Origin of the sequence: Nostoc sp. (assembly GCF_036917635.1) — a bacterium.
Lineage (GTDB): Bacteria > Cyanobacteriota > Cyanobacteriia > Cyanobacteriales > Nostocaceae > Nostoc.
In genome coordinates this window covers 23335-36180 of the sequence record NZ_JBALCW010000112.1, presented here as the reverse complement: position 1 = coordinate 36180, position 12846 = coordinate 23335, and the positions used below count along the sequence as shown (strand labels likewise).

Genomic DNA, 12846 nt, shown 5'->3' with positions numbered 1-12846 from the left:
TATTGAATCAGGGTGAGTTAGTTATTAAGTGGCATCGAAAGATAAAAAACAAAGGTAATGGTATCTATGTTGCAATTTGAATGCCGATTAGCTTAATTCCAGTCCAGTGCAGCTTTTAGAGAATAGTGAAAAATTGACGCCATTAGGGGTAACTGTAGCGCCAATTGGAAAAGGTTGACCTGGCAAAATATCAGGAAGCATTTTGGTAAGTAAGTGGGCGCAAATAATCATCACTGGCTCGTAGTTGCGCTTTAGCGCTAGCGACTACGAGCTAAATACAGAGATTTTATTTTTTGTTACATAGTTTGGTTTTATCTTGCCTACCTACTTAAAAATGGACATAAAAAATCATAGGTAGGTTAATCAATGGTCAACGTTTGACTAAGCTTATACCATTTTTATAATTTAAATCAAAATATTTATAACCATCTATTTTTTAGATATAACACTAATTTTGCAGTTTAATTTATTTAACTTTTAAAGTGTATTTTATCTACCTTGAGTTAGATGTTTAAGTTAGAAGAGATATCACAATACAAGTAGTTATACTGTATGTACGTACTGCATATTCCACCCTTTTAATCAGGATATAAGGGACTTTTAAACAAGATAGTAGTGAATAGTGAAGTGCGGGCAATAGGATTGGGTTAGCTAAAAATCAAGATTTTTGTAATGGGGAAAGATCGATTTTTTGACTCAATTATTTCAGAGTCTTGTTAATTGCTAACCTTAGAGTTACATCAAAATCAACAAAACTCCCCTTGGTGAGATTATTCCTCAACTCAAGGAAAGAACCAAGCTGTTGCGCCTTTAATTTGCACTAATATTTTTTCAAGATGATTATGGGGTGGGCATCCTGCCCGCCCTGATAATGCAAGTTGTATACGTAACAGCTTACTAGTTTTTCAAAAGCGATTGACAAATTTGATAAATTAGAGCAAGAAATTGCGAATAAAGCTGATACTTTAATCGAAGTTTTTCAATAAGAAAAAATTAAGATTTACTCTTATCCGCTTCTTTCTGCGCCGCCTCACTGTATTTCTTATATAGTTGAGTACGAATTTTAGCTTCTTGATAACGGCTGTGGTTTTGTGATACCGTACCCATTAAATCTGAAGCCCGTTGCCACTTAGCAGCTATCTCTAACCACTGAGTTGAGCTTGTGGCTGTTTTACCAGATGCAGAAGCAAGGTTTGCAATTCGCACAGATATTGCAAATGGATCATCAGATGGCTGAGAAAGGCTATTGTTATGAGTACGGAATGGTGTTTGGTCTTTATTATTGTTAGTATTTTCTGTAGTTAAAGATTTAGAAGTTTCTAGTTGCATTAGGTTTTTGACTTTATTACCTAACTGGGCATAAACAACCCAACTAAGCAATAACAGTGAGCATAAACCAGCCACGGCTAATATCTTTTTTTTAGGTTTCTTTTTGTGTTTTTCTTTGTTAAGAAGTACTAAAGGACGAGATAGTTGAGTTCTAGGAAAATTTGGCTTTGCTAGTTCAGCTTGAGCTTCTGTGAAATCTGTAATTAATTGCTTTACAATATTAGGCTGAATTAACGTAATTTCTTGTGACCAAAGCAATTGGTTGTCGCGATCGCTATCTATTTCCTTTAACCACAGTAATTGTTGTTCCCGAACAATCCGACTGTTGATATTGACTCGCCGAATATAACGCGGGGCGATGGAATCAAGAATTTGCTGGATTTGTTCTACGAGGGGAGATTGCTCAAGTTGCTCTATCCTAGCCGCCTCGCACAGAAGTTGTAAGACACCATCAGAAAAAATGGCTCTAGTTCTGACACCAGACTTGGCTAGTTTTTCGTTCAATAGCTGAATAATCGCAGCAACGCTACCTTGGTGAGCTTGCCAAACGATATCATTTATCCGGTCTACCACCTTAAATTTAGTGATAGTTCTTCCACCCTGACTGATTAACGTATTCATTAATTTAGGGACTCTTTTCTACTGACCTTGATCTTGTTTTCGATTTTACGAGTAAAAAGATGAGTTGCCAAATAAAATCATAAATATATAGCCTCCCTTTTCGGTTCGGCAAGGACGCTCGATCGCACTAACTCACTTGGATGCTCTCACGCCTTGATAGCGTGGGATTGTTGAAATTAAACTGCCCTTTCAGGATAACGCCCATGCTGGCGGACGCGCTACCTGTTTGACATAGTACATTAATGATGTCTTTTTGCGTTGGCGTAGCCCAAAGCAGGCATCGCCTTTATCAGGTTTAGGTAGGTGAATGGTGCCTCTACTACGTAAATGGCGTGTCACGCCGTCAAATATTGTTCACAAACTAAACAAAATTGCTGTATCGGGAGACTTTTGTGAGGAATTATCGGTTTTTTTGCCTTTTTGTCATAATGGCAACACTAACTAGCACTGCGATCGCTACATTAGAAGATATATAAATCAAAATCATTGTTGATTTTTATCCGTTCGCAGTTCATACAAAACCATGAGTGCAAGTACCATTATTTCCGACAATCCCTTACTCCAAGGCACTGGTTTACCTGCCTTTGCAGAGATTAAACCAGAACGAGTAGTACCAGCCTTCAATCAGTTGTTGGCAGAACTCGATCAGCAACTAGCCACCTTAGAGGCTAATGTAGAGCCTACTTGGAGTGGTTTAGTAGAACCCTTAGAAAAGTTGACAGAACGGCTAACCTGGAGTTGGGGGGTAGTGAATCATTTAATGGGTGTTAAAAATAGCCCAAAACTGCGCGAAGCTCATGAAATCGTCCAGCCACTAGTAGTACAGTTTATCAACAAGCTCGGTCAAAGCAAACCTATCTATAATGCTTTTAAAGCACTCCGTGCCAGTGATAGTTGGGCAACTTTAGAATTAGCCCAACAGCGCATTGTAGAAGCCGCCATTCGAGATGCAGAACTTTCTGGTGTTGGCTTAGAAGGAGAGGCTAGAGAGCGTTTCAACGCCATACAAATGGAGTTAGCAGAACTTTCTACCAAATTCTCTAACCATGTACTTGATGCCACTAAAGCCTTCAGCTTAACCCTAACAACACAAGCGGAAATTGACGGTTTACCACCAAGCTTAGTGAGTTTAGCAGCCCAAGCTGCTCGTGCTGCTGGTGAAACCAGTGCCACACCAGAAAATGGCCCCTGGCGGATTACTTTAGACTTCCCCAGCTATGGCCCTTTCATGCAGCACAGCACCCGTCGAGATTTGCGCGAAAAGCTCTACAAAGCTCATATTACCCGCGCTTCTGTTGGCGATTTGGATAACAGCCCCTTAATTGAGCGCATTTTAAAGTTGCGCCAAGAACTCGCAGATATACTAGGCTTTAAAAGTTTTGCCCAATTGAGCCTAGCGAGTAAAATGGCTCAGGGCGTTGAGGCAGTCAACGCCCTATTAGAAGAACTACGCCGCGCTAGTTATGATGCTGCTGTCAAAGACTTGGCAGAACTCAAAGCTTTTGCAGCAGCACAGAAAGCAGCAGAAGCTGAAGATTTACAACATTGGGATATTAGCTTTTGGGCAGAACGCCAACGAGAAGCAAAATTTGCCTTTACCTCTGAAGAATTGCGTCCCTACTTTCCTCTTCCCCAAGTGTTAGACGGCTTATTTGGACTAGTCAAGCGGCTATTTGGCGTCACTGTTACCTCTGCCGATGGTCAAGCGCCAGTATGGCATGAGGATGTCCGTTATTTCCAAATTGCTGACGAAACTGGTTCTCCTATAGCTTACTTCTACTTAGACCCTTACAGCCGTCCAGCCGAGAAACGCGGTGGTGCTTGGATGGATGTGTGCATCAATCGAGCCAAAATCACTGAAAATGGTGTTACTACCATCCGCTTACCTGTAGCTTATTTGGTGTGTAATCAAAGTCCTCCTGTAGATGGTAAACCTAGTTTGATGACTTTCTATGAAGTAGAAACTTTGTTCCACGAGTTTGGTCATGGATTGCACCACATGCTCACTAAGGTTGACTATACCGGAGCCGCAGGCATCAATAACGTGGAGTGGGATGCAGTGGAATTACCTAGTCAGTTTATGGAAAACTGGTGTTATGAACGACCCACTTTCTTTGGAATGGCGAAGCATTACGAAACTGGTGAAGCCCTACCTGAGCATTACTATCAAAAGCTGCTAGCGGCACGTAATTATATGAGTGGTACTGCCACGTTGCGGCAAATTCACCTGAGCAGTCTTGATTTAGAACTACACTACCGCTATCGCCCTGGTAGTAATGAAACTCCCTCAGATGTGCGTCATCGGATAGCCAAGACTACTAGCGTTTTACCGCCACTTCCAGAAGATGCAATTTTATGTGCTTTTGGACATATTTTTGAAGGTGGTTATGCAGCCGGCTATTACAGTTACAAGTGGGCTGAGGTACTAAGTGCTGATGCTTTTGCCGCTTTTGAAGAAGCTGGGCTAGAAGATGAAGAGGCTATAAAAGCTACAGGTCGGCGTTATCGAGATACGGTGCTAGCACTTGGTGGTGGTCAGCATCCAATGGAGGTGTTTAAAACTTTCCGGGGGCGTCAACCAAGTACGATCGCTTTGCTCAGGCACAATGGTTTAGTCAGTGCTGCTGTAAACTAAACTGACAATTCAGGCAAAATTCTGGTTATGTGGAAAAGCTAACCATTAACCTAACCCCCCTAATCCCTTTCCCGATGCTCTAAGGGGGAAATTCAAACTCTCTCTCCTATAAGGAGCTACGGTGTACACACAAGTGATCCGATTACCTAAAAGTCCTCCAAAACCTCACCCTGTCCTGGCGGACATCCCTCTCCGATGCTTTGGAGAGGGACAGGTGAAAGCGTAGCAGAACCAGGGTGAGCCTTTTGTGCTACTCCGATAAACTGACAATTACCTTGAGAAAGACTTATGTGTACACCGTAGCCTACAAGGAGAGAGAAATAGAAGTGAGATTTTCCAGATGACTTGAATTGTCAGGTTAACTAAACAATTAAGTAAGTGGGCGCAAATAATCATCACTGGCTCGTAATTGCCCTAAAGCGCAAGAGGGCGCAACTACGAGCAAAATACAGAGATTTTACTTTTCGTTACATAGTTTGGTTTTATCTTGTCTACCTACTTATTTTATTTCTCAATTATCAAAAAAATAGCGCCAGCCTATGATTAAGGTGGCGCTATTTTTCGGATTTAATTTAGGAGCATCCCATTTTTGCCAAAAGACACAGGATTTATACAAAAACTCTGTACAAACCTCTTTTGTTTGCGTCCTTTGCGGTTCGTTATTTCATTCTCCACCTTAGTACAAATATTCTATAAAAATAAACTTGCACATTTGGGATGCTCCCTTTCATTCACAATAGTTAGATGTATTTTGTAAATTCCCCTCATTCTAGGCTACGCAACTTGCTTTTATACAGCACTGCGACGATTTAATAAGTTCCACAGGAAAACTGCAATAATTGCACCAAGAACTGCTAACCCAATACCAGGAATACTAAGAGTAGGGGCTGCTAAAGTTAACGTTCCTGTACTGAAGAAGACGCCTAAGCTACCGCCAATAAAAGCACCGATGATTCCTAGTAAGATTGTTCCTAGAAATCCGCCACCTTGATGTCCGGGGTAGATAGCCTTAGCGATCGCACCAGCAATTAGACCTAAAACAATCCAAGCAAGAATATTCATTGTTATTAATTCGGTAAACGTTTTTTACTCACAAATATATATTAACAACCTTGATTTTTCGTTCCATCTACCATCAGAACTAATTTTTAATAACCATAAGGAAGAGTTGAATTACAACTATTTTTATTAATATGTACCACCATTGAGCTAGATAATCAATTAAAAAAAACTCCTAGCAGGTCTTCAACTAGGAGCTTATTAAACTATTGCTTGATAATTGCAGTATATGCGTTTTTAATTAGCTCTCTCCTCTACTAGAAGAATTAAGCTGAGTTTTTAAAGACTGTCTCTAAAGTAATGTAAAAGAAGCAAAATTAGGCGATGTATAGAGCGTAAGTAGCTCGGCGAGAAAAACCAAACTATGTAACTAAAAGTAAAATCTCTGTATTTGGCTCGTAGTTGCGCTGTCTTCGCCTTAGCGCAACTACAAACCAGTGATGATTAGACATCTCCGAAAAAGAATGTAGAGACGCGAAATTTCGAGTCTCTACAAGGGTTTCATTTTGCAGATATTTAATTTCCGGAGATGTCTATTATTTGCGCCGACTTACTTAGTCAATAACTCGATGGCTGAAAAATGGAACCAGTCGGCGATAAAACCAATGCATACTTAGAAAAATTAGACTCACTAAAGTTAGCAACATAACCCCTAAAATCGTTCCGTATGCCTTAGTCCGCCACCAAAATCCGTTTATTTGTACTGCACCTAGCAGGACAAGCTTCCACAGGCTACCTATTTCCATGCTTTTGGAATCATCAATGGTAATTGGTAAATATCCTGCTGTATTTTGTCGTGCAATTGTCATTTTAATTACTCCTTTAGTTTCAAAAACTGAGGTATTTAGTTTAAATTACGGTAAACCGATAAGATTAGTGTTGTTTATAATATCTCATAACTTGATATAAGAAGCAAGTTTAAGAGCCGATCGCTGTTACTATGTCACGCTTGTATTGGGGAATAGGGACTGGTGAGTGGGAAAATTTGCTTGTATTAGCCCAATCCATAATCCATAACCTAATCCCCCATCCCTAATTCCCAGTCAAAATGCCTAATCAAATTTGGTTATCACAATTGCAAAAACATCGGGCGATCGCAGTCATCCGCGCCTCTAAAATCGAAGTGGGAGGCCAAATGGCAATGGCTGTAGCATCTGGGGGAATGCAGTTAATTGAGATTACCTGGAATAGCTCGCGGGCTGGAGAATTAATTACTCGACTACGTTCAGAATTACCAGACTGTACTATTGGCACTGGTACGCTATTCAACGTCCAACAGTTAGAAGAAGCGATCGCATCTGGGGCGCAATTCCTTTTTACACCCCACGTTAATCCAGCAATGATTCAAGCAGCACAAGAAAAAAATGTGCCGATCATCCCAGGAGCTATGACTCCTACAGAAATTGTTACCGCCTGGAGTCAGGGCGCTAGTTGTGTAAAAGTATTTCCCGTGCAAGCAGTGGGAGGGGTAGATTATATTAAAAGTTTGCAAGGTCCACTAGGTGAGATTCCCTTAATTCCGACTGGCGGCGTGACTTTAGAAAATGCCAAAGAGTTTTTACAAGCCGGAGCGATCGCTGTCGGTTTGAGCGGGGAATTATTTCCCAAAAAGCTTGTCACAGACGGGAATTGGCAAGCGATCGCATCTGGGGCAAGAAAGCTGATACAACAGTTAAGTTAATTTAGAATCAAGTATCAAAAATTCACGTCTATTAAAGTAATAGATAGGGAAACAAAAGTGAAAACTGATAAGTTTCTCAAAACCCCATGATTTGAGTGTGAGTGTATCTAAAATGAAAAAACTGTATCCTGACTGGGTGCGTCACTTAAAAATACTCCTTACTGGTGCAGCACTGTCCTTAAGTGTTTTTACTACTACTGGAACTAGTGAAGTTTGGGCGAATACTAAAGAGCAAGTGATTGCCCAAACAATCCAGACATTACAACAATCAGATCAGCGGTGGATTCAAATTGATCTTTCAAAGCAACGATTAATAGCTTGGGAAGGTGACAGAGTAGTTTATGGCAGTGCTATTTCCTCTGGCAAAAAAGGTACTCCCACTCTTATTGGTACTTTTAAAATTCAATCCAAGTTCAAAACTACGCGGATGCAGGGAGAAAACTACGATGTTCCCAACGTTCCTTATGTGATGTTTTATCAAGGTAGTTACGGTATTCACGGTGCTTACTGGCATAAAAGGTTTGGCACTCCAGTTAGCCACGGCTGTGTAAATCTCGCACCTAAACATGCTAAATGGCTATTTGAGTGGGCATCGGTAGGGACATCAGTAGTTATCCAGAAATAGTAAGTGCAAGCAAAATTCAGTTGCAGCTGCTGTAGTTTTACAAAATTAGGCTTAAGCATCCTGAAGAGGAATTGCATATTGAGATAGTAAAGCATGAGCGGCTTGACGATGTTTTTCTACCAAATGAGGCGGAGAAATAACTTGGGCGCTGTGCATATACCGATAAACCCAAAGACTAAACTCATCAATAGAGCGAGGCGGCAGGGTAATTTGATAATCTACATAGTTAAGATTACCAGTAGTTTCATTTTTTGAACCAGGAATAATTTTTTGCTTGAGGTGACGTACTTCTCCTTCTTGAATGAAAGCTGTAACTGGAGGAAAAAAACGCACTTTTACTGTCAAAAATTCTAACTGTCCTTGTAGCTCTAACTGCTGCTCTGGAGGTTGACCTAAATACAAACCCCAGCCATTTTCTAGCAGTTGATAAGCCTTGTTGAGGCTATTTTTTTGTGCTTCTAAACCTCTACCTAATCCATTATTCAAGAGTTGGCAGTAATTTTTAAAGCGGTTTAGCCGTCCAATTGCTAAATGTCCATTTTCGGAGTGTTCATAAAGCAGATACCAAGCAATATCATGATAAATTAACTGCAAAGGAACTACCTGTAAAAGTCCAATCCGACTATTGCCATAAAGGTCAGTAGCACGAGAAATTTCTATCGTCTGTCCTTGACTAATGGCTGTTTCTAGTAGTGGTAACAGGTGAAATAATGTATTACGGTTCTCTCCTTGTGCAGCCATTTCTTCTGGGTCTGTATAAACTATGGCGCGGTTGAGATGCTGTCTGACAGGGTAAAAAAACTTACCCTGTAGTTCCATGTCTAATCCTCGCAATCTTTTGCTAAGTGTTTCACAAATTCGCCTTAACTGCGGATCTCCTTGAAATTTGGCTTGGGATGCCAAAGCATTAAAGGCTACTTTTAATTCTGTCTGAGACATGGCACCAGTACCCAAATAATATCCCCAACGATACATTCGGCGTTCTAGAATACCATAGCGGCGCAAAGTTTCTAAGTCTTTTCGCAGGGTGGGTATAGCAGGATAATCTTCTGGTAATTCTATTCTAGACTTGAGAGCTAATTGTTGTAGGGATATTTGTACTTGAGTAAGTGCATCGTGTTGTTTGTCATGATTGGTGTTGATTAAATCGGGACTACCTATACCTGGATTATTCAACAAAGTTGTAATTAGCAACATCAGGCGTTCAAAGGATAGGCGTTCTGTGTATGGGTGAGATATGGATTTTTTGGGCATGAAAAATTAGAAAATATTAATAGTGGGAGTAACAATATAGCCTAATACCTTTATATACAACAGTTATAGCCTGATTTTTGTTGCAGAATAAATTATTTTCTTTTGCTGGCTTCTTGCTTATTTAGGGGATAAGGTAGTTAGTAATGATACGGCATATTTATCTCTGAATAAGTCATATTTTTAACTATGTATATTTCTCGTCGCGGTGCTAAATTACGTAATGCTTTGGTATCTATTTTTAATGGAAGCGTTACGCTCGTGATTTTGCTAATTGCTCCTTTGGGTTTAATGGCAGTTATTATTAATACTGTATTAGTAACTTTGGGTACTTATGTTGTTTCTAATGTCGCAGATAGAGTAATTACAGCGCTGGAACCTGAACAGAACGCAGAGTTAACAGGTTCGTCTAGGGAAAAAAATCGTCATTTAGGGAAATCTGCTCTCCAACGATGGTGGCGGTAACAACCTGACTTTCTAAATCCCTCGATAAATTGGGAGACTTTGAGAGGTTTTTGCCCCCCTTAAAAAAGTGGGATGCTCCCGATTAAAAGCCTGTGGGAAAATTTAAAAAGACTTATGTGTACACCTTAAGTAGGTGAGCGTAAATAAGGTTTGTAGTGATGACTTTAGTCCTCACTTAGAGACGCTACGCGAACAAATGAGGGCTGGAGCCGCTCACTACGAACTAACTTCAAGATTTTTTACATTAATTAATATAGTTGAATTATTCTCACCGACTTACTTAGGGCTATTTTATTCTATACATAAACCGCCCAGAACTAAAGTTCACTGGCTTTTAGCTAAAGTCCGTTAAAACGGACTAAGTAAGTGGGCGCAAATAATCATCACTGGCTCGTAGTTGCGCTAAAGCGCAAGAGGGCGCAACTACGAGCCAAATACAGAGATTTTACTTTTCGTTACATAGTTTGGTTTTATCTTGCCTACCTACTTATAACATGAGTCTCAGTCATCTAAAGATGAATGAGTGCTATTAGACTCAGAATTCATTCTGAGGCGGGCTAGATGAGAATGAAATAGCCTAACTTAGACGCTCTAAAAGGTTGTTTTAAAAGTCTAATTAATTACTCGTCTAATACTATTCGCCTAATAATATAACAACAAATTTGTAATTCATAATTCTATGCGGACTCTCTACGTTTCTGGGCAAAATTGTTATGTATGTTTGCAACAAGAGACTTTGGTTGTTAAACAAGGAGACACTATTTATGGTGAAGTGCAGTTACCTTTATTAGAACAAGTTCTGATTTTTGGTAAGTCGCAAGTTAGCACCCAAGCAATTCGTGCTTGTCTATGGCGAGATATTCCCATTACTTATTTATCGCGTATGGGTTTCTGCTATGGCAGAATTTTACCCATCGCTAGGGGATATCGCCAATTATCTCGCTATCAGCAGCAATTATCACCTGTAGAAAAGTTAATTTCTGCCCGTGCGATTGTGCAAGCAAAGTTAAAAAATAGTCGGGTGTTGATGCGACGACAGCGAAAAAGGCTAGAATCTCAGATTATAGAAAAAGTGCTGCAAAGTCTTGATTATTTGGCTAACCAAGCGGCGGAGGCTGATTGTGTTGAGAGATTGATGGGGTTTGAAGGTGCTGGTGCTGCACAATATTTTTCTGCTTTTGCTGAGTGTTTGACTAATAAAGATTTTGTGTTTACTGCGCGTAGCCGTCGTCCTCCAGGAAATCCGGTAAATGCAATGTTGAGTTTTGGCTATCAGGTTCTTTGGAACCATTTATTAGCATTGATTGAAATTCAAGGACTTGACCCTTATTATGCTTGTTTGCATCAAGCACATGATGGTCATGCGGCGCTAGCTTCTGATTTAATTGAAGAATTTCGCGCCCCAATTGTAGATTCTTTGGTGTTGTGGCTAGTTAATAGTAAGGTGGTGAATGCTGAAAAAGATTTTGATTATCGTGATGGGGGATGTTATTTAAATGATTCTGGACGGCGAAAGTATCTTCAAGCTTTTTTACAAAGGATGGAGGAAGAAATTCAAACTGATTCTGGAGAGAAACAACCCAAATGGGATTTGTTGACGCAGCAGGTTAAAGCCTATAAGCAGTTTGTTTATAACCCTAGCTTAGTTTATCAGCCTTATCATATTCGTTAGTTTATATGTTTTTGTACGTGGTGGCTTATGATATTCCTTGTGACAAACGCCGTAAAAAAGTATCGAATTTATTAGAAGGTTATGGTCAACGAGTTCAATATTCGGTGTTTGAATGTCGTTTGTCTACTGATAAATATAACGAACTGCGTCGTCGGCTTAAGAAAATAGTCAAGTTGGCTGAAGATAGTTTAAGATTTTATCCTCTCTCACGTCATACTTTAGAACAGGTGGAATGTTGGGGGGTGGGGCCGCCTGTTACAGAACTTCCAGGTTCGCTAATTATTTAGCTTGTTTGCGAGGGGGTCTGGAAATCGCGGAAATGCTGATTGGATCGTTAACCCCCTCGCCGCCTTATATTGTAAGGGTTTCAAGGATTTTTTTTACTGATGTTTTTGATTTTGCTGTCTCAAATTCTGACCCCCTCGCAAACCGCCTCTGGACTCTTTGCTGGATAAGGGTTTAAAATTTAGGAGTCTCCACTCGCTGGAGAAACTAATTGAATGGAAACTATTTAACATTACCTGAAGACCTTCCTAGTGGTAGTGTCTCCACTCGCTGGAGAAACTAATTGAATGGAAACAAAGGAGTACCAAAACCGACAGTAGCCTGGGTAGCAGCACCAGGTCTCCACTCGCTGGAGAAACTAATTGAATGGAAACCTAAGTTCCCTAAATTCAAATCCAAGTTTGATAAGTCTCCACTCGCTGGAGAAACTAATTGAATGGAAACCTAATCCTAATATTTTATCTATAACTTCAGTTGATAAAAGTCTCCACTCGCTGGAGAAACTAATTGAATGGAAACATTCCCTGTCCCACTTTTCAAGCAAGTACTCACGAGGTCTCCACTCGCTGGAGAAACTAATTGAATGGAAACTTTACCCGGACAGTTGGCTTTAAGAAGAGTAGTCTCCACTCGCTGGAGAAACTAATTGAATGGAAACTATATTCATAACGTTCAAATTCAAAACCATTTGAGTCTCCACTCGCTGGAGAAACTAATTGAATGGAAACATGACCTCGAAGCAGAGAAGGTTAAACAGAATCAAGTCTTAGTCTCCACTCGCTGGAGAAACTAATTGAATGGAAACTCGCTCAAAACCCGCCAATTTTTATTCTTGTAGTAGGTCTCCACTCGCTGGAGAAACTAATTGAATGGAAACAAAGCGCTGCTGACTTTTCCGTTTAAATCAGACAAGTCTCCACTCGCTGGAGAAACTAATTGAATGGAAACGTAATAAATATTCAGGATATAGTCTTGACATTACCGTCTCCACTCGCTGGAGAAACTAATTGAATGGAAACCTAGCGGCAAAGGTACTGATATCTTTTTTAGCTAGCCAATACAGAATGAGTGTCTCCACTCGCTGGAGAAACTAATTGAATGGAAACGTAATTTAATACACCTGGAACATTTAATGAAAGGGTAAGTCTCCACTCGCTGGAGAAACTAATTGAATGGAAACAATCTTCTAATCAAAGATCCACTTGCATGACAAGCATGTCTCC

11 protein-coding genes and 1 CRISPR repeat array (1 of these 12 only partly in view) are annotated in these 12846 nt (G+C 40.2%); of the genes, 6 read left to right on the top strand and 5 right to left on the bottom strand.

All coding sequences use genetic code 11. The features are described 5' to 3' along the window. Positions 1–993 precede the first annotated feature (993 nt). Together V7K32_RS27810 and V7K32_RS27805 are read right to left on the bottom strand one after the other, a co-directional pair. The gene (locus V7K32_RS27810; RefSeq protein ID WP_334998044.1) at positions 994–1950 is read right to left on the bottom strand and encodes a hypothetical protein; all 957 of its coding nucleotides are present in this window, start codon (positions 1948–1950) and stop codon (positions 994–996) included. 189 nt (positions 1951–2139) lie between these two features. Then, positions 2140–2289 (bottom strand): hypothetical protein, encoded by a 150-nt coding sequence (locus V7K32_RS27805; RefSeq protein WP_334998042.1) that lies wholly within the window; start codon positions 2287–2289, stop codon positions 2140–2142. A gap of 184 nt (positions 2290–2473) precedes the next feature. On the opposite strand from V7K32_RS27805, the gene V7K32_RS27800 reads away from it, so the two are divergent. Next, positions 2474–4585 carry a M3 family metallopeptidase gene (locus V7K32_RS27800; protein ID WP_334998040.1) on the top strand — a complete coding sequence of 704 codons (2112 nt, stop codon included), beginning with the start codon at positions 2474–2476 and terminating at the stop codon, positions 4583–4585. Between the two features lie 789 nt (positions 4586–5374). Here the strand turns inward: V7K32_RS27800 and V7K32_RS27795 are convergent. Together V7K32_RS27795 and V7K32_RS27790 are read right to left on the bottom strand one after the other, a co-directional pair. Beyond that, positions 5375–5647, bottom strand: a complete 273-nt coding sequence (locus V7K32_RS27795; RefSeq protein ID WP_334998038.1) for a GlsB/YeaQ/YmgE family stress response membrane protein — start codon at positions 5645–5647, stop codon at positions 5375–5377. Positions 5648–6198: 551 nt separating this feature from the next. Continuing rightward, complete coding sequence (locus V7K32_RS27790; protein ID WP_334998036.1) at positions 6199–6453, bottom strand: hypothetical protein; 255 nt, start codon at positions 6451–6453, stop codon at positions 6199–6201. A 239-nt stretch (positions 6454–6692) separates the two neighbouring features. Between V7K32_RS27790 and V7K32_RS27785 the strand changes: the two genes are divergently transcribed. Together V7K32_RS27785 and V7K32_RS27780 are read left to right on the top strand one after the other, a co-directional pair. Further along, positions 6693–7325, top strand: coding sequence for a bifunctional 4-hydroxy-2-oxoglutarate aldolase/2-dehydro-3-deoxy-phosphogluconate aldolase (locus tag V7K32_RS27785; RefSeq protein ID WP_334998034.1), 633 nt, complete (start codon positions 6693–6695; stop codon positions 7323–7325). Between the two features lie 112 nt (positions 7326–7437). Continuing rightward, positions 7438–7950, top strand: coding sequence for a L,D-transpeptidase (locus V7K32_RS27780; protein ID WP_334998032.1), 513 nt, complete (start codon positions 7438–7440; stop codon positions 7948–7950). Positions 7951–8001: 51 nt separating this feature from the next. On the opposite strand, the gene V7K32_RS27775 is transcribed toward V7K32_RS27780, so the two are convergent. Beyond that, positions 8002–9204 carry a helix-turn-helix transcriptional regulator gene (locus tag V7K32_RS27775; protein ID WP_334998030.1) on the bottom strand — a complete coding sequence of 401 codons (1203 nt, stop codon included), beginning with the start codon at positions 9202–9204 and terminating at the stop codon, positions 8002–8004. A gap of 186 nt (positions 9205–9390) precedes the next feature. On the opposite strand from V7K32_RS27775, the gene csx18 reads away from it, so the two are divergent. The 3 genes from csx18 (at position 9391) to cas2 (ending at position 11625) form a co-directional block, all read left to right on the top strand. After that, on the top strand, positions 9391–9666 hold the full coding sequence (gene csx18, locus V7K32_RS27770; RefSeq protein ID WP_334998028.1) for a CRISPR-associated protein Csx18: 276 nt from the start codon (positions 9391–9393) through the stop codon (positions 9664–9666). Between the two features lie 679 nt (positions 9667–10345). Then, a complete protein-coding gene (gene cas1, locus V7K32_RS27765; RefSeq protein ID WP_334998026.1) occupies positions 10346–11338 on the top strand; it encodes a CRISPR-associated endonuclease Cas1 in 993 nt (330 codons plus the stop codon). A gap of 5 nt (positions 11339–11343) precedes the next feature. Continuing rightward, positions 11344–11625: a CRISPR-associated endonuclease Cas2 gene (gene cas2, locus V7K32_RS27760; protein WP_334998024.1), complete on the top strand. Its 282-nt coding sequence runs from the start codon at positions 11344–11346 to the stop codon at positions 11623–11625. A 185-nt stretch (positions 11626–11810) separates the two neighbouring features. Beyond that, a CRISPR array of direct repeats spans positions 11811–12846; the repeat unit is 36 nt; unit sequence GTCTCCACTCGCTGGAGAAACTAATTGAATGGAAAC (it continues 333 nt past the right edge of the window).

What these genes read in the sequence shown, in the direction of transcription:
- V7K32_RS27810 (WP_334998044.1), bottom strand. Translation starts at nt 1,950, where the DNA reads ATGAATACGTTAATCAGTCAGGGTGGAAGAACTATCACTAAATTTAAG.
- V7K32_RS27800 (WP_334998040.1), top strand. Translation starts at nt 2,474, where the DNA reads ATGAGTGCAAGTACCATTATTTCCGACAATCCCTTACTCCAAGGCACT.
- V7K32_RS27795 (WP_334998038.1), bottom strand. Translation starts at nt 5,647, where the DNA reads ATGAATATTCTTGCTTGGATTGTTTTAGGTCTAATTGCTGGTGCGATC.
- V7K32_RS27790 (WP_334998036.1), bottom strand. Translation starts at nt 6,453, where the DNA reads ATGACAATTGCACGACAAAATACAGCAGGATATTTACCAATTACCATT.
- V7K32_RS27785 (WP_334998034.1), top strand. Translation starts at nt 6,693, where the DNA reads ATGCCTAATCAAATTTGGTTATCACAATTGCAAAAACATCGGGCGATC.
- V7K32_RS27780 (WP_334998032.1), top strand. Translation starts at nt 7,438, where the DNA reads ATGAAAAAACTGTATCCTGACTGGGTGCGTCACTTAAAAATACTCCTT.
- V7K32_RS27775 (WP_334998030.1), bottom strand. Translation starts at nt 9,204, where the DNA reads ATGCCCAAAAAATCCATATCTCACCCATACACAGAACGCCTATCCTTT.
- csx18 (WP_334998028.1), top strand. Translation starts at nt 9,391, where the DNA reads ATGTATATTTCTCGTCGCGGTGCTAAATTACGTAATGCTTTGGTATCT.
- cas1 (WP_334998026.1), top strand. Translation starts at nt 10,346, where the DNA reads ATGCGGACTCTCTACGTTTCTGGGCAAAATTGTTATGTATGTTTGCAA.
- cas2 (WP_334998024.1), top strand. Translation starts at nt 11,344, where the DNA reads ATGTTTTTGTACGTGGTGGCTTATGATATTCCTTGTGACAAACGCCGT.